We start from the raw sequence: 24,744 nt of genomic DNA, 5'->3' as shown, positions 1-24,744 counted from the left end.
AGTCATGGATAAAATGGCTAGCGGTTTTTACTTAAAATGGTAAACCTTATCTTTGCACATTCATCAAACTTTTAAGTATGAGTAACCCAAATATAACACCCATGGCTTCCTGGGTACCGGTAGCCAAAGATTCTGATTTTACCATTTATAATTTGCCTTTTGGAGTTTTTCAAAACAAGAGGCTTTCTCCTAGGGTAGGAATGGCCATAGGGGATAAAATCGTGGACCTTTCTGTATTACATGAGGAAGGGTTTTTCTCAGAGCTATCCCATTTGCCCCATGACATCTTTTTAAGAGATGCTTTGAATGACTTTATTGGACTAGGTAAGCCGGTTACAAGAAAAGTACGTGAGATTGTTCAGAACTTATTAAAGGAGGAAAATGACCAGCTCCGAGAGCATACCTGTAGAGGCAAGGCTATGGTTAACCGTAACGAGGCGCAGATGATGTTGCCTGTTAAGGTGGGGGATTATACAGATTTTTACAGCAGCATGGAACATGCCACCAATGTGGGAACCATGTTCCGTGATCCTAATAATGCACTATTGCCTAATTGGAAGCATCTCCCCGTAGGTTATCATGGAAGGGCTTCCTCCATAATTCCTTCAGGTGTTCCCATCTACAGGCCAAAGGGACAGTTTAAGGATCCCAATAAGGAGCAACCTGAATTTGGTCCCAGTAGGAGATTGGATTTCGAGTTGGAGATGGCATTTATCACCGGTGGACCGACCAAGATGGGAGACAGTATCTCTACAGAAGATGCTGAGGATTATATTTTTGGTATGGTGCTTTTCAATGATTGGTCAGCAAGGGATATTCAGGCTTGGGAGTATGTGCCATTGGGACCCTTTTTGGGGAAAAGTTTTGCATCCAGCATTTCCCCTTGGGTAGTAACCTTAGAAGCTTTGGAGCCCTTCAGACAGGCTGGTCCAAAACAGGATCCTGAAGTTTTGCCCTATTTGCAATGCAAAAAGGACCATGCTTTTGATATCCAATTGGAAGTATACATTCAGCCTGATGGCCTGAAGGCCAGTAAAGTATGTACTTCCAATTTCAAATACATGTACTGGAACATTGCCCAGCAATTAGCCCATCACACCGTGAATGGATGCAATATCAATGTAGGTGACATGATGGCCTCCGGTACTATTTCAGGACCAACAGAAGACAGTTATGGTTCCATGTTGGAACTGGCCTGGAAAGGTACCAAACCGGTCAAATTAGAGGAAGGTGGGGAAAGGAAGTTTATTGAAGATGGAGATACTGTCATCATGAAAGGATATGCAGAAAAAGAAGGGATAAGGGTTGGTTTTGGTGAGGTTGCAAGCAAGGTGTTGCCCGCTAAATAATTAATAATATTCCAATAATAGTAAAACCTCTGTAGGCAGTTGCTTTCAGAGGTTTTTTGATTTAAAAACCTCATTCTCTATCAATAAAATTATTGTAACTACTTTTATAAAAAATCACAAGATTTTTTTCGGTGATAAATTAAAAAATACTAATTTCGTCTCCGAATTAAACAATATTTCATGAAAAAGCTTCTTATCTTATTTTGTTTTGTCTTTCTCGTACAATTTTCGGTCTTAGCACAAGTTCCTGGTAGCCAATCAGTTTATGTTGAATTGGGAGGTGCAGGATTGGCTTACTCTTTCAATTATGATTTTAGATTTGACAAGAACGATATCAATTCCTGGGGAATGCGGATGGGTGCAGGAGGATGGGCATTTAATAATACTTGGCGGTCAGAAGGCTTATTGACCATGCCCTTCCAGATCAATAGGTTATTTGGTAAGGAGAAACACTTTTTTGAGTTGGGAGGAGGTACCACTTTTATTTACTATAGGGAGCGTTTCAATGACTGGAACACTGGCGAACCTAGGGTATGGAAAGATTTTGATTTTATCCTTAACTCTGGTGATACACCGGCTTTCATGGGAACTTTGAATTTTGGATACAGAAGAATTCCAGTGGATGGGGGATTTACTTTTAAGGCCAATTTGACGCCAATCTTTAATCAAAATGGTTTTTGGCCCCTTTGGGTAGGGGTAGGTTTTGGTTATGCTTTTTAATCAATAATCCATATTCCAAATACCACCTTTATCTGCACTTTGGATAGGGAGTAAATTTTCATTTTGGATAAAAAATGGCTGGCCATCAGTACCTAAATCCCATAATTCTCCTCTCAGGAAAACATTGACTCCATGTTTTGCACCTGAAAGGCCAATTCTTCTAGGGAGGGCATATTTTTGCCATGCTTCCTGTTCAGAGATTTCTCCAATATCGCTCAAATCAACATCAGTGGGAGCTGGAGCTCCATTATAGCCTGCCCAAGGGACTTCCATGGCTCCATCGACTGCACAGTAGGAATTGACCAAGACAAGATCCACTCCTTTTATAGCCTCATAAGCTTCCGGGTACCAGGAATCTGCACAGACCAAAATGCCCACTTTACCCATAGGAAGTTCAAAACTTGGTATAGCCGTGGTAGGAGAAGCAGTAATAAATGGCTTTTCAGAGGAAATAGGGAAGGATTTTTTGATGACCTGAGGAAAAATGCTGCCGTCTGGACCAAAAATGAAGGAACTGTTATACAATGCACCTTCTTTTTTTACAATGATTTGATTGTCAATTACCTGTGGGTCCGGTAAATTGATTGAGCCAGCAGCAGTAAACACTTGGTATTTTTTAGACAGTGTTAAAAAACTTCTTTCGTAGGCTTTTGCCATTTGATCGGCCTTCATTCTAAAGAGTGTGGAGGCTATTCGGTCTTCCTCATTCTTTGACAAAGGGTAATGTTTGAAGAATTCAAATGGATTGGTCAATACCAGTTGGGCCATCGCCCAAGTCAGGGTGGAAGACTTGGCTACTGAAGGTTTTTCATCCAGTATAACCAACCATGTTCCCAGGTATTCGGGCAGCAAGACAATGGTGTTGCTCTTTAAAAACCCTTCCTCTTTGGCTTTTTGATAATATGCTTCCAGTTTTTGAAAAAACCTTTCTTCTGAAAGGTAATCTGATTCCAGCATGTAGGGTTGTATGCCCACTACATTTCCTTGAACGCTGTCAGTGGGGAGTGGCGTTAGGTTTTCGACATGGCTGATATTAGGAGCCACCTCTGGTAAAGCGCTCCAGTTTCCGGTATTGGCCCAGATAGCCCAAATTACGAGGATAGTCAGTATTAGAAGGGCAAATTTCTTCATAGCAGTGATTATTTCAGATCCAATAAGACATTGTCAGCGGCTGTTTCTCCTGCCCTTACAGCCCCTTCAATGTAACCAAACCAAACTTTAGAGGCCTCTGTGCCCGCCCAATAAATGTCATTTTCTGTTTTGGCATAGGCATCCTGAAATCCTGTCCAGGCGCCTGTGGGATAAATTCCGGCATAGCAGCCGCGACTCCAGGCCTCATCGCTCATGCTGAAGTCTTCGTAGAATAAGGGAGTTTCAGCCGAGCTTCCGAAGTATTTTGTTAATTTTTCCAGCATGATGGCTTGACGCTTTTCTTTGTCTTTTTCGAAGAAAGTCTTTGCCCGATTGCCAATGGTAAAGGCCAGGATGATACCGAAGTATGCTTCCTTAGGGGAGGCATCAAACATGGATTGGAAAGGAGAATATTCGTCTGCAAAAGCCTGGCCGCTGAACCCTGCTTCTCTCCAGAAGGGCTTTTGGTATACCATAAAGCATTTGCCCACTTGCCCCATGGCTATTCTGTCCAGCACCTGTCTTTTGGCGGCAGAAAGCAGTGGGTAAAAATTGATTTTACCTGCCAAAACTGGAGGTACAGCCATGATGATTTTTTTTGCTTTATAGGAAAAACCTTCACACTGAACAGTAAAAACACCATCTTCTTTCCTAATGCTACTTACAGGATGATTGAATTTGATTTGCTGCAAAAATGGTTGAGCCATTTTTTCGACCAATGTTTGCATGCCCCCAACGATCCGGTGAAGCTGGGCTCCATTATTGATGTTGATCAGGGTATTGAGGTCTCTGCCTGATTTGAAATAAAAAAGGGCATGTAACAGCGAGACTTCATTCAGTTCTGCAGCAAATACAGTTTCAAGGGCAAGGCTTACTACTTTTTGACAGGATTTTGTCTTGCATTGTGAGGTTACAAAGGCAGCAAGGGATACCCGGTCAAATTCCACCGCTTTAGGGTGCAGCCATGGGCTGTCTTGCGGGATGGTTTTGGCCATTCGCTCCAGTTTTTTGAGTACAAAGTCAAGGTTGATCAAGGAGAAAATATCTAAACTGGGAATCAAACCTTTGAACTTTTTTACCTGTTCCTTGAAATCAAGGATATTATAGCCTTGGTCGTAAGTTTCAAAATAATCAAGTCCAAGTTCTTCACAGAGGGCATACATCCGGTCTTGGCTTGGTCCAATCCACTGACCGCCCAGGTCTAAGTACAAATCCTCGGAAATTTGTTTGGTGTAAACCCTTCCACCTAATCTTTCTCTTGCCTCTAGGACCAAAAAGGGGATATTGGTTTCATGTAGTTTTTTTGCAGCGGCAATTCCCGAAAAGCCACCTCCAATGATGATTACTTGAGTCATGTTTTTTATTGTAGGGAAAACTCAAATGTCTCCCCTTTTTCTAAATCAATTTCCAGAAGGTTCCCTTTGTATTTCAGAAATGCCTTGCCTCCGATGGGCGCTGATATACTTGCGGTCTTCAGTTCACCCTCTTTCCATTCCATATTTACAGTAAAATTCCCCCTAGCTTTCAATCCTGTAATTTTCCCGTTTTTCCAGGCCTTTGGAAGAGCAGGGAGTAAGTGGATAAATCCGTCATGGCTTTGTAAGAGCATCTCAGCAACTCCTGCGGTATAACCGAAATTGCCATCTATTTGAAATGGGGGATGGGCATCAAATAAGTTGGGATATAAGGATTGTTGAATGAGTTTTTGAATATGCTCATGCGCCATTTCTCCATCATGTAACCTGGCAGAAAAGTTGATCAGCCATGCCCTTGACCAACCTGTCCCTGCTCCTCCATGGGCCAATCTGTAATCCAAAGTTTTTTTGACTGCCTCAAATAAATTAGGAGTCTTATTTTTGGTAATGGCATTTCCAGGATGAAAAGCATATAAATGGGACATGTGCCGGTGGCCTTTTTCAGGCTCCTCATATTCCTGGTCCCACTCCAAAAGTCTTCCATCATTTCCAGTTCTTAAACCCGATCTTAAGTTTTGTCTTTTTGATTTCACTTCATCAAGGACAGGGGATTGGTAACCCAAAATTTTACTTGCCTGCATAAAATGATCAAAAACCTCAGCGATAATTTGTTGGTCCATGGCTGCTCCCATGGTAGAAGCGACGGATTCTCCTTTCGCGTTGATAAAACTGTTTTCCGGTGAGGTGGAAGGGGAAGATACCCACGTCCCATCTTCCGGATAAGGAACCAACCAATCCAAATAAAAAGCAGCAATTTCTTCCATGGCTGGCAAGAATCTTTGTCTTAAGAAATTTTTGTCCTGGGTAAAAAGGTATCGCTCCCAGAAATGCTGCATCATCCAACCTCCTGCCCCCAGCCAAGCCCCCCAATAGGCTTGGGCGGCTTGAAGAAAGGTCATGTGCCAAAGGTCTGAGCCATGGGCCAATGCTGATCCCCGCATGCCATAAGTTTCCCGAGCGGTTTTTTTACCACTGAGGATCAGTTGGTCCATGTAATCAAAAAATGGCTCATGCAGTTCGGATAAATTGGTCACCTCTGCCGGCCAGTAATTCATCTGAAGATTGATATTGAGGTGGTAATCTGCGTTCCATGGCGCCTCGATATGCCTGTTCCAAAGCCCCTGCAAGTTGGCCGGAAGTGTACCCGGTCTGGAAGATGAAATCAACAAATACCTGCCAAAATCAAAAAGTAAGGATTCCAGGTAAAGATCGGAGTTTCCTTCTTTGACCCGTTCAATTCTTTGATCAGTAGGGATGTCTAAAGGGTTTGGCTCTTCCAATGAGAATTTCACTCTCTGGAAAAGAGATTGATAATCGGTAATATGCCTTTGTTCGAGTTCTTCAAAAGTTTTGGCTTTGATGTTTTGAAGTTGTTCTTGATTTTTTCTTTGGAAATCCTGATGGTAGTAAGAGGTGTTGGTGACCAATTTGATGTTGAGTGCTTCTACTCCTTCCAATTCAATATGATCTCCTTTTTGAAATGTTTTGCCACTTTCGTTTTCTATAAAGACGATGGTTTGGAATTTGACCCCATGGAGGATTGGGCTGGGTTTGGAATCAATTTGTCCCCTTCTCTGTGTGATTTCTCCCTCCATTTGTAAAGTTTGGTTGGAGGTAGCTTGGACAGTTACAGTGGGATATCCATCATCCTCTGGCCTGCTCAGTCTGATTTTTCCATTGATTCCTTTTGGATGTTTGGACTCCAATCTAATCACAATCGCCTGATCCGGTGCTGAGGAAAATACTTTCTGTAAAAAAACATAACCTTCTACCGTATAGCTTATGGTCACCAAAGCCCGGTCCAGGTCCAGTTCACGCCTGTAATTACTTACTTCCTCATGCCCCAGGTCCAGCCACAAGTCTCCCAAAGTCTGATGGGAGCGTGTGATGCTTTTTCTTGAAAATTTGGCTACCAATAAAGAATCTGCTTTTTTATTTTCTCCATGCAAGAGTAGCTGCCGGATGAACTCCAGGTCCTCCGGTTTCCCTTCTGCCGGTCCCCAGTCATCAGGTCCACCCGGCCAGAGGGAATCTTCGTTGAGTTGGATCCGCTCAGTTGATGTTTGCCCAAAGACCATGGCTCCTAATCTGCCATTTCCTAAGGGAAGGGCTTCTTCCCAAATGCTTGCAGGCTTTTCGTACCAAAGCAAGCTTTGAGCTAGGGTTTGCTGCGCACCAAAAGTGCACGATGCACAAAGCAATAATAAAAGTGTTGACTTCATTTTCGGTTATCAGGCGATGGGTATTGCGCTAATTTACCTATTATACAGTAACACTTTTCCTATTGGGTAGAAAAAATTGGGATTAAAACCTGTTCTTTTGACTTAAAAATGAAAAGCAAATCTGATGGCACTTAAAGGGATGAAAGAGAGTCCAAAACTTTGCGATTTATTTTTTTCTGCTGTAGAAGTTCCTCTTTTTTCAGTATAGATAGTATGGTTGAACCTTGCAGAAGCTCCGGTTTCTGCTGATATAGAAAAATGACGGGAAAAATGGTACTTCATTCCCAAAAAACCTATACCTGCGTAATTAAAAGAATCATTTATTTGAGTTGTAATTATTGTGGGGTCGTCTGCATTTGGCTTGGAACTTGAACCTGAATAAGCAAAGCCAAGATCAATTCCATAGTACCCCATGATCTTTGTTGTGAAGTTTTTTTTGCCATTCTTTTCCAATAGTAAATGCATAAAAATGATTCTGGAAATCTGTTGAATTGATTGGAGTGAAATCTGATTCCACAGTCCTAAAATCGCTTGAAGAAAGACTAAGCCCAAATCTAAGAGCTACGTTTTTATCGTTCTTTGTCTTGTAATGTCTTCTATAAAGTAAAGAGCCTGGATAATTCCCATTGATGATCGGGGCAATATCCAGTGAGAGTTCATGTTTTGTTTCAGAATAATCAAAAACCGGATCTGAAGGTTTTTCCTGTGAGAAAGAACTAAAAGAAATGGCTGTAATCAGGAATGCAATCCCTAGTGTTTTTTTCATAAAAATTGAATTAAGATATGTTATTATTACTCTCAACGTTCATTTTAAAAAATAAGCCATAAAAACTAAAGTTTTTTAAAACTTTTGGTAGCGAGGTGCTCTATTTTTGACTGATCAAAAAATTCCTGAATTCTTCCGTATCAAAATTACTCATACCCTCTTGATAAAAGACGATTTCACCATTTGGGTCGACCACCAATGTAGTAGGGATGGATTGGCTTTGTAAGGCATTATTGAGACCGTAACTGGCATGTACCACAGGGAAAGTAAATCCTTTTTTATCGATAAAATCTTTACTCTTTTCAAATTCCTTGTCTAAGGCAATCATTAGGAACTCCAGGTTTTCCTGCTCATTGACTTTTTTATATAAAGATTCGATATGTGGCATTTCTGCCCTGCAGGGAGGACACCAAGTTGCCCAAAGGTTAATAAATACGGTTTTTCCTCGGTATTCTTCCAACATCACCCGGTTGCCTTCCAAGTCTAGGAATGCACCTTGATAGTCAAATTGGGTGTTGGATTTATCAACGAGCGTGATTTTTGGTTTTTTAATGCCTGTGGCCAATAACAAGGATTGAACCCCACCCATAATTGGGGTGATGAGTCCGGTAAAATATAAAAAAGCAAAAACTGCCAGCATAATGCCCCAGCTTTTGAGTTCTTTTTTCCAATCGATCATGCTTTATTCAGTTTTTGTGCAATTTAGAAAATGACAGGATTTTTTCTTGTGACAAAAGGTACTAGAATTAAAGAAAGGAGCAAGGAAAATGTTAAAGGAGCAGCGATGTCAGTTTCAGAAGCTAAATAACGCTGCTTTCTAATCATAAAATTGCAAACATTCATTGAAATTGGGCTAAACTCAGGAATGATCCATCTTCGATTGATTCGATTTGATTAATTTTCGAGGTTAATTAGTTCATGAATTGAAATTTGTTGTAAAACAATTCTTTAAGATGGGAAAATTAATGAGTACCTTACATAAAAAACATTATTCTATGAAAAAACTCTTTACCCTGACTTTAGTGTTATTCCTTTTGATTTTTGAACTCAAAGCCCAAAGTGTTGAAATAACACCATTTACCGGCTATACTTTTGACCATAGTTTCCCCATTTTCGCAGGTAGGGCAAGATTGGGCGGTGGGCAGACCTTTGGTGGTATGCTTGGGTTTCAGGTGAATGATTTCCTGGAGATAGAAACTTTATACAGCTACCAAAATGGGACCAGTACAGCCCGTTCCACAGCGATACAAAATGATGTGCGGACCAGTACCAATGCCCATTATGCCTTGATAGGAGCCAACAGGTTATTCCCGACCTCTTCTCAGATGGCATTTTTCACAGGAGCAAAAATAGGTGCCGCTATTCTATCTTTTCCGGAAGGGGATTATAGAGATATCAGCAGATTTGCAGTGGGATTAAATGGGGGGGTAAAATATTTTGTCTCGGATAATGTGGGCCTCCGGGTTCAGGCCAATTTAATGATGCCGATATCCAATGTTGGCGCCAGCCTTTGGTGGAGTCCGGGGGGAGGTACACAGGTGGGCCTTAACGGGTGGTCATCTGTCATCCAGTTTGGCTTCACTGGAGCCCTTGTCTTTAGAATAGCGAAATAATTGTATGATTTTTTACATCCCTGTTCTTCCATGAGCAGGGATTTTTTTATTATTTTTATACATGCGTGCACTCTTAGTTTCCATATTTTTCTTTTCAATAATTTTAGGTTCGGCTCCTAGTTGGGGCCAAAAACTAGAACTTACACCATATACAGGTTATACTTTCGGTTCTGGATTTGACATAACAGGAGGGCGGGCTAAATTAGAAGGAAATGCCAATTTGGGGCTATTTTTAGGCTATACCCCAAAGCGCTTTACAGAATTGGAATTGTCTTATAATTTTTTAGGAACAAATGCCACGGCTAATTCAATTTACCTTTTAGAAAATATCGTATCAAGATCACACTTGCATTTTGTGACTTTCGGTTTCAACAGGCTTATTATCATAAACGAACAACTTACTTTTTTCTCAGGTCTTAAATTGGGTTCTGCCACCTTGAATTTCCCTGATGAAGATTTTGAGGGACAATCCAGATTTTCGATAGGGATTCAGGCAGGAATGAAGTATTACATCACCGATCGCATTGGATTAAGATCCCAGGCGCATCTATTGTTACCGGTAATCAGTGAAGGGGGGAGTTTGTGGTGGAATCCTAATACAGGTGTTGGCATCAGCGGTTGGTCGCCAATATTACCTTTTAGCTTGAATTTTGGAATGATTATTAGATTAGGTGTTTAGGAGAATTCTCTAACTTTCATTTTGTTTTATGTGTTTGGCACACGAATAATATTTTTTTATTTACGTTTTTTCGGTAAATTATATTTTTGTTTCATCACTAACCTAAAACGATCACTATGGAAAATTCAACTATTCCCGTAATGAGTATTAAAGATTGGATGATTACCATTTTAATTGCTGCCATTCCAATTGTCGGTTTTATCATGTTATTTATTTGGGGGTTTGGAGGAGGTGCTGTCAATCCCAATAAGCAAAATTGGGCAAAAGCTACACTCTTGTGGTTTGCCATAATCATTGGGCTTTACATTGTGTTTTTTATGGTATTTGGGGCTGCATTTTTGTCCAATTATAAAGATTTTGATTTTTAGCAATTTTGCCTCTGCTTGATGGTTATCGAGCAGAGGCAAAACAAATACCCTAGTAGTCAGGTTTTTATTTGTCTAATGTAGAATTTGAAAAGCCAATTTTTTGAGAGACTCTTTGGACTTCTTACTTTGCGCCATTATTTGAAAAACCAGAGGAATCTATGAATATCCAACATTTTGTTAAAGTTGCCGAGGAGTTAAATATTAAGGTTAAACAGGTTACAGATACCATTGAATTATTGGATGAGGGGGCAACTGTTCCTTTTATTTCCAGGTACCGTAAGGAAGTTACTGGGAGTTTGGATGAGGTACAGGTTGCTGCTATTAGAGACCGAATTCAACAATTACGAGAACTTGACAAAAGGAGGGAGGCCATTTTGAAATCCATAGAAGAGCAGGGAAAACTTACGCCAGCGTTGGAAGAAAAGATCAATGCTGCTGAAACCATGTCGGTTTTAGAGGATTTGTACCTTCCTTACAAACCTAAAAGAAGAACGAAAGCCACCATAGCTAGGGAGAAAGGACTGGAGCCATTGGCTACCAAAATTTTTGAGCAGGGGAGTTTTGACCTGCAAGAAGAAGGAGAGAAGTATATTGATGCGGAGAAGGAAGTCAATACATTGGAAGAAGCGCTTCAGGGAGCGAGAGATATCATTGCTGAATGGATCAATGAAAATGTGGAACTGAGGAAGAAAATGCGTGACCTTTTCATTGAAGAAGGCCAGTTTGTCTCCAAAGTTATCCCTGGCAAAGAGCAGGAAGCGATCAAATTCAAAGACTATTTTGATTGGACAGAGCCCATTAAAACAGCTCCTTCCCACAGGGTTTTGGCGATGAGAAGGGGTGAAAAAGAGCTGTTTTTGATGTTGGATTCCTGCCCTGATGAATTTTCTGCTTTGGCTTTGATGGATTCGATGGTTTTGGAAAATGCTGCAAATGCAGCCGTGGAACAAGTCCGAGTGGCCATCAAGGATTGCTACAAAAGATTGCTCAAGCCATCCATGGAAACAGAAGTCAGACTTTATACCAAAAAGAAAGCGGATGAGGAAGCCATTAAGGTCTTTGCAGAAAATTTGAGGCAATTGTTATTGGCAGCGCCTTTGGGTGAAAAATCCGTGATGGCCATCGACCCGGGTTTCAGAACTGGCTGCAAGACGGTATGCCTTGGGCCTCAGGGTCAATTACTCAGTTATGATGCCATATATCCAAACGAGCCGCAAAGAAAGACCGCTGAATCAGGGGCGATAATCAAGCATTTGGTGGAAAAGCATCAGGTGGAAGCCATTGCTATAGGAAATGGAACAGCCAGTAGAGAAACGGAAGCTTTTGTAAAATCCTTAGGCTTACCCAAGCAGGTGATCGTGACCATGGTTAATGAAAGTGGGGCCTCCATCTACTCCGCATCAGAAGTGGCAAGAGAGGAATTTCCGGACCATGACTTAACCGTAAGGGGTGCAGTGTCCATCGGAAGAAGGTTGATGGATCCATTGGCTGAGTTGGTTAAAATAGATGCCAAGTCGATCGGTGTAGGACAGTACCAGCATGATGTGGACCAGTCTGCTCTTAAAAATTCTTTGGATGACACGGTGATGAGCTGCGTCAATGGTGTTGGGGTGGAAGTGAATACCGCTTCCAAACAACTTTTGACCTATGTGTCTGGTTTGGGTCCGGTCTTGGCGCAAAATATTGTAGCTTATAGAAATGAAAATGGCCCATTCAAAAGCAGAACAGAGATTAAAAAGGTGCCCCGCTTGGGAGATAAGGCTTTTGAACAGGCTGCGGGCTTTTTAAGGATCCGCAATTCAAAGAATCCCTTGGATGCCTCTGCGGTACACCCCGAACGCTATGAATTGGTAGAAAAAATGGCCAAAGACATTGGGGCGAATGTAACCGACCTGATGAGCTCTGAGGAATTGAGGTCTAAGATCATCCTCAAAAATTATGTTTCGGAAACCGTAGGTTTACCGACTTTGCAGGATATCATGGATGAGCTTTCCAAACCAGGAAGAGACCCGAGGGAAACTTTTGAAGTGTTCAATTTCCAAGAGGGGGTCAATGAAATTTCAGATTTGAAAGTAGGCATGAAGTTGCCGGGAATCATTACCAACATCACCAAATTTGGGGCTTTTGTGGATATCGGAGTACATCAGGATGGCTTGGTCCACTTGAGTCATCTGGCGGACCGGTTTGTCAATGACCCTGCAGATGTAGTGACGGTCAACCAAAAAGTGGAAGTAACTGTGATGGAGGTGGATATTCCAAGAAAGCGTATCGGCTTGAGTATGAAATCTGACCCATTTGCGGAAAGAGGAAAACCCAAACCTGCGGGTGAAAAGAAAAGAAGGGAAGAACCGGAGACCCAGGGCGACCTAGCGGCAAAACTGGCCATGCTGAAAAATAGGTTTAGATAAATTTAGAAGCGAGAGACGAGAGACGAGAAGCAAGAGAAAACAAACAAGAAACAAGAGTCAAGAATCAAGAAGGGAAAAATCGGGAGTCAAGATACGAGACTTCTCCTTGTCATTTGAAGATTCTATAAATTGATATATTTACAAAAGGGTGATGATATCAAATCAAACTCCGGATAGGGGGGCTTATTCTAGTCTTGAGTTGCCAAACCTGGAATGTTTTATAAGGTTTATGCGAAAGCTTCTGATGAATAAACAATGAAAAAACTAAATTTAACACTAACTCTTATTTGCACACAGATCATTATGTCTTGTTCGAAAAAAGAATCTCAAGTGATATTGCCCGATGTGCAACCACCTGTCGCCAAGGTAGAGCCCTTTGAAATCCTGTCTAAGCATGGGCACCTTCGGGTGGATAATTATTATTGGTTAAATGATCGAGAAAATCCTGAAGTGATTGCGTATCTGGAAGCTGAAAATGCCTATTTGGATACCATGATGGGGCATACCAAGGTTTTTCAGGATAACCTGTTTCAGGAGATGAAAAGCAGGATTAAGGAAGATGACGCTTCGGTTCCCTATCAATTAGATGGGTATTTCTACTATGTGCGCTACGTGGAAGGAGGGGAATATCCTATTTACTGCAGGAAAAGAGGAAGTTTGGATGCGCCTGAAGAAATCATAGTAGATGGCAATGAATTGGGGAAGGACAAACCTTATCTGAATTTTTACACTTCTGTAAGTCCGGATCATAACCTTGCTGCCATTATCATGGATACCCAGGGCAGAAATTTTTACGGCATCATGGTCAAAGACCTGAGGACAGGTCAACTGCTTGATGATCGAATAGAGGATACGAGGGGAGGAATTGCTTGGACGAATGATAACAAGTCATTTTATTACTCCATTCCGGACAAACAAACCCTAAGGGTATTTCAGGTAAAAAGGCATATTTTAGGTGCAGCAACCCAGCAAGATGAACTTGTTTTTGAGGAAAATGATGCCACCTTGGATTGTTACGTGACCAAGACCAAGTCCAAAAAGTATATCATCATTGGTTCGGGCAGAACAGACGCTTCTTATGCCTTATTTATTGATGCAGATCAACCGGGAAAACCTCAGTTGATTGAAAAAGTACAGGACAATGTTCAATACCATGTGGATCACGCTGGAGGCGATCATTTTTACATACACACCAATTTGGATGCAGTCAACTACCGTTTGGTTCAAGCACCTATTTCCGAGCCCCATGCGGTCAATTGGAAAGATGTGATTCCGCACAGGGAGAACATCTTTTTGGAAGGGGTCGATTATTTCAAAGACTATATGGCCGTCCAGGAAACTTTCGAAGGTTTGGCCAAAATCAGGATCGTCAAATGGCGTGATGGCTCCGAACATGAATTGAGGTTTGAGGAGCCAGCTTACTCAGCCGGGTTAGGGTACAATCCCAATTTTGATACTCAAACGCTCCGTTATTCTTATACTTCCATGACTACTCCCGGTTCAACTTATGATTATAACATGGTTAGCAGGGAGAAAACCTTGATGAAAGAGCAGCCTGTTTTAGGAGATTTTGACAAGAACAATTATCAAACGGAAAGGGTGATGGTGCCTGCGCGGGATGGGAAGCGTATTCCCATGTCCATTGTCTATCGAAAGGATAAATTCAAAAAGGATGGAACCATGCCGGGATGGATTTATGCCTATGGCTCCTATGGATATTCTATGGATCCTACATTCAGTTCTACCAGGTTAAGTCTTTTGGATAGAGGCTTTGTTTATGCCATTGCCCATATCCGTGGAGGTCAGGAAATGGGAGGGGAATGGTATGAGGATGGCAAGATGCTAAACAAGAAGAATACTTTTACGGATTTTATTGATTGCTCCAAATGGTTGCAGGACAATGGATACGTGGCCAAAGATCAGCTGTTTGCTTCTGGAGAAAGTGCCGGGGGATTGTTGATGGGAGCAGTGGTCAACATGGCCCCAGAATTGTACAGAGGTGTGATTGCCGCAGTGCCTTTTGTAGATGTAGTGACCACCATGATGGATGAATCCATTCCCTTGACCACCTTTGAATGGTTGGAATGGGGCAATCCAAACATGCAGGAGCAATACGAATACATGCTGTCCTACTCTCCTTATGACAATGTGGAAGAAAAGGACTATCCCAATTTACTGGTGACCACAGGTCTTCATGATTCCCAGGTACAATATTGGGAGCCGGCGAAATGGGTGGCTTTGCTAAGAACCAAAAAAACTGATGCCAATAGGCTCTATCTTTATACGAATCTGGATGCTGGGCATGGCGGAGCCAGTGGTCGTTTCCAAAGATTGAAAGAAATAGCTTTGGAATATGCTTTTGTTTTTGATATCCTTGGGATGAATGAATAGCCTAATGGGTTTGATGGGCTTTTTCCATCAAAAACTTTTCTGCTGAAATGAGGTCCACCCCGAATTCAGCAGATTTTTTGTCCATGTCAGGAACGATAGCATCAGAAGTGGCCATCACATAATTCATGGCCATGATATTTGAGGCAGCTTTATTAAAAGGAGAAAGGATGCCCGACATCATGCGCATCACAAAGGGAGGAGTGGATTTTACTTTCAATGGTTTTTGGTAAACCTTTTCAAATAATCCTTTTACCTCTATCGGAGAGAGTACATCTGGGCCGCCTAAAGTGATCACTTTGCGATAAGCTTTTGTATTGTCTACGGCATTGATGCAAAAGTCAGCTACATTTTCCAAGGAGATGTAGCTGCATTTAGCATCCCCTTTTCCAATGATATTTATGGTGTTTTTTTCTTCCATGGATTTCCGGATGCCATTATAGAAGTCATTGGCGAATTTAAATGGACGCTGAATGGTATTGACTTCGGAGTGGTTCATGGTAAGTTCGGTGCCCATATAAGGGAAATACACTTCCATAAATGCAGTGGGCTGTAAAATTGTATAATTCAATCCTGAATTTATCAAGTGTTTTTCTACAGCTCTTTTTGCTTTGGTAAGAGGGATCTTATCATCCCATTTGTTAAAAGGCAAAGCTGAAACAAAAATGAACTGTTGAATTTGTTGCTTTTTGGCTTCATCGATTAAAGCAATTACCCCTTTTTCATCAATGGTTTTAAAATTATCGGATTTTTGGGTCGGTACCGCGGTATTAGCTGTAGAGATTACAATATTGATGTCTTTTAGACCTTGTTTGATGGTTTCAGGCTGGCTAAGATCAATTTCCCTTAGTCCAACACCTTCCAATTTTTTTAAGGGAGCTGTTTGAGAAGTTTTTCTATGACTGGCAAATATTCCAAAACCTCCCTTTTTTGCGGCCAATTTTTTGGTAATGGTGTACCCGAGCTGCCCGGTTGCACCGACGATTAAAATGTTCATCTGTTAAAAGTTTAAGTTTAAGGGTTTAATAACTTACTGAATATAAGTATTTTAAATATTTTTTTTGACGTATTATCATTAAAAGTATTTTTCTGGTCTCAACATCTTTATTGGTGGGGACAAAATATTTTCTCTCACTCGGATAATTGTGTAATTTGTGACATGTTCAAAGATAAAGTGGTATGGATTACAGGAGCTTCTTCAGGGTTGGGGAAGTATATGGCCTATGAATTTGCCAGGCAGGGAGCCCATCTGGCATTGTCCGCAAGGAGAAGGGGCCAATTGGAGAAAATCAGTGATGAAATTGCAGGTCTTGGATCAAGATGTCTGGTAGTAGCTTGCGATGTGTTGGAGGAAAGCCAACTTGAAGCAGCTGTCCAAGCCATAGTCAAAGAATTTGGAAGGATAGACGTAGCAGTGGCCAATGCTGGGTATGGTGTAGTAGGAAAAATAAAAAACCTCAACGCCAAAGAATGGCGAAGGCAGATGGATGTTAATGTCACAGGTTTGGCTTTGACTTTTAAATATGCCTTTCCTTATCTGAAGGAAACCCAAGGAAGGATAGCTTTGGTCGGCAGCGTAGCGGCTTATGTCCCCAATCCCGGTGTAGGTGCCTATGGGGCCTCAAAAGCAGCAGTACGATCCATAGGACAAACCTTACAGGTGGAGTTAAAAGGAACGGGAGTTTCCTGCACGGTACTTCACCCGGGCTTTGTGGAATCAGATATCGCGAAAGTAGACAATGAAGGGGTGTTTCATCCTGATAACCCAGATCCGAGACCTGCCAAATTGATGTGGCCAACAGACAAAGCGGCCGAGGTAATGGTTAGGGCTATTGCCAAAAGAAAAAAATCCTATGTTTTTACGGGTCATGGTAAGTTCATTGCCTTTATAGGGCAGCACTTTCCCAATTTGGCAAGGTGGATGTTTGGCAAAATGGGTTAATGATCCATTTGGTTTGATTGCATACCGTATTGAATTAGAGCCAAAAGAAGATGAGATGAGATGAATTTCTAAACAAAATGGTAATGCTGTTGTTTTACTGATATGCGTATCTTGATTACAAAATTTAACTTCATATTTACGGTATTAGCTTTTTCCTCTTTTCCACTCTTCGCGCAATTTAGTTTAGACCTTGAATCTGGCTTGGTATTCCCAGGATATAATGAGGTAAGAATTCCCAACCAACAGGGCACCACTTTTGATTTCAATCAGGATTTTGAAATTCAAGGGGCTTTGATTCCATTGAGGATCAGACCAGGGTATACTTTTGGGAAGAATCATATTTTTGCTCTTTATGCACCTTTGAGTGCCTCCTATGTAGGTAGTCCTGGATTTCCTATTAATTTTCAAAACAGTCAATTTGAAGCCAATAGGGAAATAGAAGGATTTTATAAATTCAACAGTTACCGCTTGACTTATAGACGCGATTTAATTCAGGATGAAAAGTGGATACTGGGTGTAGGTTTTACAGCAAAAATCAGGGATGCCCAAGTAAGGTTATCCAATGATTCTCAAATAGATTTTAAAGACGATATTGGTTTTGTTCCACTTTTGCATCTTTTTGTAAGCTATGATGCGGGTCCTTTTCGGGGAGTTATTGAAGGAGATGGACTTGCTGGAGGTCCAGGCAGGGCATTTGATTTTTTTGGAGGTCTATATATTCCCCTATCCAATTATTTCGATTTAAAAGCAGGCTACAGGATTTTGGAAGGAGGTGCTGATGTTTCCGAAGTTTATAACTTTGCTTTATTCAACTTCGCCTCAGTTGGGATAATTTGGGGATTAAAATAGATTATAAACCCTTGATCACCCCTTTATATTTATTGATCAGTGACTCATTATGTTCCTCCCCCTCATCAGAGTTTGAACTGCTGAAAACCTCCGGTTGGATACCGCTTTGTACCAGATTTTCTGTGGCCTGAACCATGATGGATTGAAGGATAGTTACTCCGATTACTGTGGAGGTAGCACCTACCTTGAATTCAAGTCCATCTATTTCAACCGATGCATCCCCAATTTCCCCACCATTATCAAAATAAAGATCTGCTATTTCATACAGTTTTTTTCCGGAAGGATGTCTGGAATCTACTGATTGGGTATGATTAAGGTTGGTAATCACAATGACTTTTGCCCCATGTTCTTTTGCAATCATCGCCATTTCTATACTCACGGTATTTCTTCCGGAATTAGAAGAAATCATAAAAATATCCTGCTCAGTGATCTTATAGTCTTTCAATAATTGGGCAGCATACCCTTCCATTCTTTCCAATTCAGTGCTGTAGGAAGCATCTTTATGAAGCATCAGCCCATCATCCAGAATAGGGACTACCCGGGCGAAACCTCCTGCCCGATAAAAGATTTCTTCGGCAAACATGTGGGAATGTCCTGTTCCACTGGTAAAGATAAAACCTCCATTGGCCATACTCTGTGAAATCCAATGGGCAGCTGTCTCAATTTTTGAAGATTGACCCTGTACCAGTTGTAATTTATTTAGGATCTTTTGAAAATAGATTTGATAGGCTTTCATTTCAGTTGATAAAAACTTCATCGATAAACATCCATCCCCTTTGTCCTGCACCTTGGTGCCATTTGGGCAATGGGTTAATGGGTTTTATAATCGCTTTAAGTTGATGGTATGGTGTCCCATCCAAGGCATAATCTAATAAAAGCTGTTTCCTTTCCCTGATTTGATTGGGCTGTTCAGGTTTTTCAGCATGTAGCAGTATCCAGTTGGATTCTTGAGTTTTTCCCCAGATTTCAACTGAAGCGGGAGGGAAAATATAGGAGGCCTCTGCACTTAAAAAACTCAATGAGATGGACTCCAATGGGGCTGCTTCATTAAATTCCATGATGATTTCACAGTCATTATCTTTAAATCCAAGCCATTTTCCGGAAGCAAAATCTTCATCGCCTTTTTGGAGGTCAAAGAGGGTTTCTGCACCTTTTCCTTTATAAGCATTGTCAGGGGGAAAGGTAAGATGATATGCGCTTGGTTTAACACCAGCTTTAAAAAAAACCGATCTGTTTTCTTCACTGCCCAACCAACCGGCAGCAAAGGCCCTGACCCTCAGGGTTGCATTTTTATCAATGGTGATAGGCTTTTCGTAAAGGACATAATTCCCACTGTCTGGAAGGGTATTGTCAAGGGTATAGAAAATACTGACGCTTCCTATGGGATGCTTGATGCTGACATCGATTTTATCATGAAAAATCCCTGATTTAGCTTGAATGATAGGAGGGTTAAGTTGATAAAGTTGTCCTTTATCTTCAAAACCAGTTTCAATTATGGTTTCTGGTAACATGGTCTTTAATGTGGAGATAGATTCCGGATCTAATCTTGTTTCCCAAATAAAGAGCTGTTCCAATTGGGTCAATTGTCCTAATTTTTCAAGGTTTTTGGCATCAATGGGATTGCCGGTCAAAGAAAGTGATTTTAGCTGTTTCAGAGACTTTAACTCATCCAGGTAAGTACCTGAGATACCTGTTCCGTTCAAATTAATTTTCTCAAGTTGGGAAAATTGGGAAAGCTTTCTGACATCCTCATCATTTAATGGCATATTGGCCAGATTAAGGTCAACCAACTGTCCTTTGATATCTGACAATTCATCTATTTGTTTCGGATTGAAATTCCCTCTTCCAAAAAATGCAACCCTAAGCGCTGGGCTACTAGGGTAAATTGCCTGAATCAATCTGTAATCGTTGTTCAACTTTCCTATGGTAGATGCAGCGGCAGCAGGAAACTGGTAATTCGACATTCGGTCTTCCACAAAAATATTTTTTGCCAAGTGGAAAAATTCACTGTCCTCCGGATAATTCACCAATTTCTTGTCAAAATGAGCAGATTCATTGATCCAAGCGATGATCAATTCATTTTCTTCAGAAGTGAGTTGAGTTTTCCCTTTGGGAGGCATATGTTCTTCATCATCGATGGGAAGAAGGATTCTTTGGATGATAGTCGACAATTCCGGATTAGTAAAATCTATGGAAGGCCCATTTTTCCCTCCAGTCAATATAAAAGATTCCCCATCCAATCTCAGATCCCCTTTTTGCTTAGAGGCTTTGTGACAGGAGATACATTTTTGTTCTAAAATTGGTTTTATGACATGATCGAAAGAAACAGCCTCTTCCAGATCCACCTTTTTCAACCGGCTTTCTTTTTTAAAGGGGGCCAATAAGAAATCATCTCCATGGGTCATAGATGCGCCCAAATGACCTGTTATTATGATCAGAATAACTGTAAGAGTTGAAAAAAACCTGGCAATAGAGAACTTTTGCTTTTTCCAAAAAACAAACCAAAGGGTAGCCAACCAAAACAGACCTACACCTGTCCATTGGTGGAGAAAAAACTCTTCCTTTACGTAACCTTCCTCAGCGGCAAGTAACAAGCCTGCCAAAACAGTCATTCCTGTCAACACCAATGTTACCAAGAAGAGGCTTTTAGAAAACTGAGGGTTGTCCAGAAGAGAAAGTTTGGGATTCCAAAATATAAGCGTAAGTAAAAGGAGTAAAACTATTGGAAAATGAAGGATTAGCGGGTGGGTCCTGCCAATAAACTCCAAGAGTGCTGGTATTTCAAGTCTCTCATGCCCCAAAACCAATACCAAACAAAGGCCATGGAGGATGATCAATAAATTTTGTAAAATTGAAGTGAACTTAAAACTTTTAGTCATATATAGAAACTTTAAACCAAGATATCCTTTACTACATGACCATGGACATCTGTAAGTCTGAATCTTCTTCCCAAGTGTTTGTAAGTCAATCTTTCATGGTCAATTCCCATTAGATGTAAGATAGTGGCATGAAAATCATGAACATGAACTGGATTTTCCACGATATTGTACCCGAACTCATCCGTTTCACCATAAACTATTCCCGGTTTGACACCCCCACCGGCCATCCAAATGGAAAATGATCTTGGGTGATGGTCTCTACCATAATTATCCACTTGGATCTTACCCTGGCAATAATTGGTTCTCCCAAACTCACCTCCCCAGATTACTAAAGTTTCATCCAGAAGCCCCCTTTGTTTTAGGTCCTGGATCAAAGCAGCAGAGGCTTGATCAACATCTTTGGCCTGTTTGGCCATTTCTGTGGGGAGGTTGTCATGTTGGTCCCAACCTTGATGGTACAACTGAACAAAGCGGACGCCACTTTCGGAAAGTTTCCTAGCCAAAAGACAATTGGCAGCATAGGTGCCGGGAATTAGACAGTCAGGCCCATACATTTTGATAATACTATCCGGTTCCTTGGAAATATCAGTCACCTCCGGAACGGCTGTCTGCATTCGGAATGCCATTTCATATTGTTGTATTTTGGCGGTGATTTCCGGGTCTCCGAAAGCTTGATAATTGAGGTGGTTTAATTCGGATATTTTATCCAGCATTCTTCTTCTATCCTCCCTTCTCATCCCTTTGGGGTCTTTCAGATAGAGTACAGGATCCTCACTTGCCGAAAATTGAACCCCCTGATGCACTGAATCCAAAAATCCATTGGTCCAAAGCTTCGAATAAACCCCTTGTCCATTCCCTCTTCCCCTGCTTAACAATACACAGAAGGCCGGAAGATTATTATTTTCACTTCCCAGGCCATAACTCAACCAAGCACCCATGCTGGGCCTGTTTCCTACTTGGGCTCCTGATTGAAAAAAGGTCAAGGCCGGATCATGATTAATGGCTTCCGTATACATGGATTTGACGATGCAGATATCATCCACTATACGGGCAGTATGGGGGAACAAATCAGATATCCATGCTCTTGCTTCCCCATATTGCTGGAAACCAAAGTAAGAGCCCACTAATGGAAATGAGCTCTGACCTGCTGTCATCCCGGTAAGCCTTTGACCCATGCGAATGGACTCAGGAAGCTCTTTGCCGATGTGCTGATTCAGCATGGGCTTATAATCAAAAGATTCAAATTGGGAAGGTGCGCCATTTTGAAACAGGTATATGACCCTTTTTGCTTTTGGGGCAAAATGGGGGAGCGCTGCCATGATTGCATCTTCTCCACCGCCCCTTTTGAAGAGGTCAGGAATAAGAAGGCTACCCAATGCCAAACTTCCAATACCGAGACTGACCTTACTCAGAAATTTCCTCCTGTTGTGCCCTAAGCTATGTTCAAGTTGTTCTTTTTCCATAATCCTTTTAAATCTTTGTGATTGCTTCTTCCAAATTGTAAATCGCTGTGATAACCTGGCTAAGCGCCACTAAGGAAGGGCTGATATTTTCTTTATCCAGTGGTTTTTCCCCTTGGTTGATCAAGGTAATACCAGTCTCCATATCTTTTTTAAATAGATCATGTTCCTCTTGGTAATAACTTTTAAGAATCTGGATTTCTTTTTGATTGGGTTTTCTCCCCATAATCTTTACGAATGCTGCTTCTATGGCGTTATTAGGGTTGGCATGGGTATTCAGCAAGTTGCTGGCCAAATACCTGGAAGCCTCCAAAACCAAAGGGTCATTCAGCATCACCAATGCCTGTAGTGGGGTGTTGGTTCTTCCTCTATTTACCTCACATAGGTCCCGGTTACTTCCATCAAAAATGATCGGCATGGGTGGCGGAACAGTCAATTTGATAAAGGTATACAAGCCCCTCCTGTACAATTGGTCTCCCGTATCTTGAATGTAGGTTTTTAATTCGCCCCGGCCCGAGGTGGCAGCTTCCCAAAGCCCTTCCGGTTGGTAAGGTTTTACGCTAGGACCACCCATTTCAGGATTCAAAAGGCCTGAGCTTGCCAGAACCAAGTCTCTGATGTTTTCTGCGGGCAGTCTGAGTCTTGGAGCTCTGGAGAGGTAGGTGTTGTCAGGGTCCTTTTCAATTTTTTTAGAGTCCAATACAGATGATTGTCTGTAAGTAGCAGACATGAAAATCTGTTTCAAAAGCCTTTTGATATCCCATCCACTTTCCATGAAATCAACGGCCAACCAATCCAATAATTCAGGGTGGGAGGGAAGATCTCCTTGCATGCCGAAGTCTCCTGTAGACTTAACAATCCCCGCACCAAAAATCTCCTGCCAAACGAGGTTAACAAAAACCCGGGCTGTCAAAGGGTTTTTGGTATCTGTGGTCCATTGGGCCAAACCCATTCTGTTTTGAGGGAATTTGGAATCAAAAGTGAAGACGGATTCCGGGGTATTAGGGCCAACTTTAACGGTCGGAGCATCATATAATCCTCTGTCTAAGATAAAGGTTGACCTAGGCTCTTTTAATTCTTCCATCACAGAGACCATAATCTTGGAGCTGTCTTGATGGTTGATAAAAGTCAATAATTGGTCAATATCATCTCTTTCAATCCACAAAATGGGCGTTTTGGCAGGCTTGGATTGGGACACATCGCCCTCGTACCCTTTTTCTGGTGTATTATTGAAAAAGGCATACATTTCAAAATAATTTTTCTGGGAGATGGGATCATATTTGTGGTCATGGCATTGTGCACACTCCATGGTCAGTCCCAGAATTCCTTTGCTGAATGTATTGGTCTTGTCAAGGACATATTCTACCCGGTATTCTTCATCTATTACCCCACCTTCTTCGGTGTATTTATGGTTTCTGTTGAAAGCAGTAGCCAAAATCTGCTCTTTATTGGCATTTGGCAGCATATCTCCAGCTAATTGCCAAGTGATGAACTGGTCATAGGGCATGTTATTATTGAAAGCATGAATTACCCAATCTCTGTAGGGCCACTGGGTTCTGATGTTGTCATCTTGGTAGCCATAGGAATCGGCATACCTGGAGATATCCATCCAAAGCACAGCCATTTTTTCACCGTAGGTTTTTTCGGATAATAAATGATCCACCATTTCTTCGTAAGCATTGGACCGCTTATCATTCTCAAATTTATTTTGCAATTCAAGGCTTGGCGGAAGCCCTGTGATGTCCAATGAAAGTCTTTTCAGTAAAGTGCTTTTATCCGCCTCTGGATTAGGGCTCAGACTTTTACTTTCCATTTTTGCCAAAACAAAATGATCGATTTCATTATTGGCCCATTTTTGGTTTTTTACCTTAGGGAGATTTGATTTTTTTGGAGGTTCAAATGCCCAGTGGGGCTCATATTTAGCGCCTTGCTCTATCCATTTTTTGATCAAGTAGATTTCTTCCTCTGTTAATTTAAGATTGGAACTCGGGGGAGGCATCAATTCATTGGGGTCAGAGGAAGTTATCCTATGGAAAACTTCTGATTCGGTAAAATTATTGGGTACGATTCCAAACTTATCTGGGTAATCCTTTAAAGCCGCATAGGCATTTTCAGCTACATCCAACCTTAAACCGGCTTCCTGTTTATTGGCATCAGGTCCATGACAGGCAAAACAATTGTCTGAGAGGATAGGACGTATGTGGTAATTGTAACTTACCAGTTCCCCATCTTCTTGCAAATTAATACCCTGTTCAGCCCTTTTTCCGCAAGCGAATAATACTAATACAATGAATGCGAGAAGGATAGGGTTTGGTTTCATTTTTTATCAAAAGGGGTTCTTCGTATGTAATTACGTAAAAAATAGGGTATTGATCAATACTTATTTAAAAAAATTAAAAACTACAAAGATCAATTCGCCTAACATTTGCTAGATGGCGAATCTTTAACCCTAATGCATATTTCAGGTTTAAAAAGTTGTCATTAATTGCGTAAGG

Annotated in this window: 19 protein-coding genes; 9 read left to right on the top strand and 10 right to left on the bottom strand. The window is 41.3% G+C overall.

Features of this window, described 5'->3' with window-relative positions; genetic code table 11:
• The first annotated feature begins 101 nt into the window (after positions 1–101).
• Both fahA and B879_RS04870 read left to right on the top strand, forming a co-directional pair.
• Complete coding sequence (gene fahA, locus B879_RS04875; RefSeq protein ID WP_009184037.1) at positions 102–1,349, top strand: fumarylacetoacetase; 1,248 nt, start codon at positions 102–104, stop codon at positions 1,347–1,349.
• Between the two features lie 180 nt (positions 1,350–1,529).
• The gene (locus B879_RS04870; protein ID WP_009184036.1) at positions 1,530–2,069 is read left to right on the top strand and encodes a hypothetical protein; all 540 of its coding nucleotides are present in this window, start codon (positions 1,530–1,532) and stop codon (positions 2,067–2,069) included.
• Here the strand turns inward: B879_RS04870 and B879_RS04865 are convergent, their stop codons facing one another.
• The 5 genes from B879_RS04865 to B879_RS04840 all read right to left on the bottom strand — a co-directional run bounded on the left by B879_RS04865 (position 2,070) and on the right by B879_RS04840 (position 8,342).
• Complete coding sequence (locus B879_RS04865) at positions 2,070–3,200, bottom strand: nitrilase-related carbon-nitrogen hydrolase (RefSeq protein ID WP_009184035.1); 1,131 nt, start codon at positions 3,198–3,200, stop codon at positions 2,070–2,072.
• Positions 3,201–3,208: 8 nt separating this feature from the next.
• Positions 3,209–4,555 carry a flavin monoamine oxidase family protein gene (locus B879_RS04860; RefSeq protein ID WP_009184034.1) on the bottom strand — a complete coding sequence of 449 codons (1,347 nt, stop codon included), beginning with the start codon at positions 4,553–4,555 and terminating at the stop codon, positions 3,209–3,211.
• 5 nt (positions 4,556–4,560) lie between these two features.
• Positions 4,561–6,897 (bottom strand): glycoside hydrolase family 95 protein, encoded by a 2,337-nt coding sequence (locus B879_RS04855; protein WP_009184033.1) that lies wholly within the window; start codon positions 6,895–6,897, stop codon positions 4,561–4,563.
• 102 nt (positions 6,898–6,999) lie between these two features.
• On the bottom strand, positions 7,000–7,362 hold the full coding sequence (locus B879_RS23135) for a BT1926 family outer membrane beta-barrel protein (RefSeq protein WP_157231529.1): 363 nt from the start codon (positions 7,360–7,362) through the stop codon (positions 7,000–7,002).
• A gap of 401 nt (positions 7,363–7,763) precedes the next feature.
• Positions 7,764–8,342, bottom strand: a complete 579-nt coding sequence (locus B879_RS04840; RefSeq protein ID WP_009184030.1) for a TlpA family protein disulfide reductase — start codon at positions 8,340–8,342, stop codon at positions 7,764–7,766.
• Positions 8,343–8,658: 316 nt separating this feature from the next.
• Between B879_RS04840 and B879_RS04835 the strand changes: the two genes are divergently transcribed.
• The 5 genes from B879_RS04835 (at position 8,659) to B879_RS04815 (ending at position 15,122) form a co-directional block, all read left to right on the top strand.
• A complete protein-coding gene (locus B879_RS04835; protein WP_040400273.1) occupies positions 8,659–9,276 on the top strand; it encodes an outer membrane beta-barrel protein in 618 nt (205 codons plus the stop codon).
• A gap of 61 nt (positions 9,277–9,337) precedes the next feature.
• Positions 9,338–9,955: a hypothetical protein gene (locus B879_RS04830; RefSeq protein ID WP_009184028.1), complete on the top strand. Its 618-nt coding sequence runs from the start codon at positions 9,338–9,340 to the stop codon at positions 9,953–9,955.
• Between the two features lie 116 nt (positions 9,956–10,071).
• Positions 10,072–10,323: a hypothetical protein gene (locus B879_RS04825; RefSeq protein WP_009184027.1), complete on the top strand. Its 252-nt coding sequence runs from the start codon at positions 10,072–10,074 to the stop codon at positions 10,321–10,323.
• A 158-nt stretch (positions 10,324–10,481) separates the two neighbouring features.
• Complete coding sequence (locus tag B879_RS04820) at positions 10,482–12,731, top strand: Tex family protein (protein WP_009184026.1); 2,250 nt, start codon at positions 10,482–10,484, stop codon at positions 12,729–12,731.
• Positions 12,732–13,034: 303 nt separating this feature from the next.
• Entirely contained in the window at positions 13,035–15,122 is a 2,088-nt protein-coding gene (locus B879_RS04815) for a S9 family peptidase (protein ID WP_157231532.1), read from the top strand.
• Position 15,123: 1 nt separating this feature from the next.
• Here the strand turns inward: B879_RS04815 and B879_RS21730 are convergent, their stop codons facing one another.
• Positions 15,124–16,116, bottom strand: coding sequence for an SDR family oxidoreductase (locus B879_RS21730; protein ID WP_009184024.1), 993 nt, complete (start codon positions 16,114–16,116; stop codon positions 15,124–15,126).
• Between the two features lie 162 nt (positions 16,117–16,278).
• Here B879_RS21730 and B879_RS04805 point away from each other — a divergent pair, with 162 nt between their 5' ends.
• Positions 16,279–17,061, top strand: coding sequence for an SDR family NAD(P)-dependent oxidoreductase (locus B879_RS04805; RefSeq protein ID WP_009184023.1), 783 nt, complete (start codon positions 16,279–16,281; stop codon positions 17,059–17,061).
• A gap of 102 nt (positions 17,062–17,163) precedes the next feature.
• A complete protein-coding gene (locus B879_RS04800) occupies positions 17,164–17,910 on the top strand; it encodes a hypothetical protein (RefSeq protein WP_009184022.1) in 747 nt (248 codons plus the stop codon).
• 1 nt (position 17,911) lies between these two features.
• Here the strand turns inward: B879_RS04800 and B879_RS04795 are convergent, their stop codons facing one another.
• The 4 genes from B879_RS04795 to B879_RS04780 are packed head-to-tail and all read right to left on the bottom strand — an operon-like array spanning position 17,912 to position 24,569.
• Positions 17,912–18,646 (bottom strand): SIS domain-containing protein, encoded by a 735-nt coding sequence (locus B879_RS04795; RefSeq protein ID WP_009184021.1) that lies wholly within the window; start codon positions 18,644–18,646, stop codon positions 17,912–17,914.
• A 1-nt stretch (position 18,647) separates the two neighbouring features.
• A complete protein-coding gene (locus tag B879_RS04790) occupies positions 18,648–20,789 on the bottom strand; it encodes a c-type cytochrome domain-containing protein (RefSeq protein WP_009184020.1) in 2,142 nt (713 codons plus the stop codon).
• 11 nt (positions 20,790–20,800) lie between these two features.
• On the bottom strand, positions 20,801–22,252 hold the full coding sequence (locus B879_RS04785; protein WP_009184019.1) for a DUF1501 domain-containing protein: 1,452 nt from the start codon (positions 22,250–22,252) through the stop codon (positions 20,801–20,803).
• 7 nt (positions 22,253–22,259) lie between these two features.
• Positions 22,260–24,569 (bottom strand): PSD1 and planctomycete cytochrome C domain-containing protein, encoded by a 2,310-nt coding sequence (locus B879_RS04780; protein ID WP_009184018.1) that lies wholly within the window; start codon positions 24,567–24,569, stop codon positions 22,260–22,262.
• Between the last annotated feature and the right edge of the window lie 175 nt (positions 24,570–24,744).

It is taken from the genome of Cecembia lonarensis LW9 (assembly GCF_000298295.1).
GTDB lineage: Bacteria > Bacteroidota > Bacteroidia > Cytophagales > Cyclobacteriaceae > Cecembia > Cecembia lonarensis.
The sequence above is the reverse complement of the archived record's forward strand: the minus strand, read 5'-3'. Positions and strand labels throughout refer to the sequence as shown.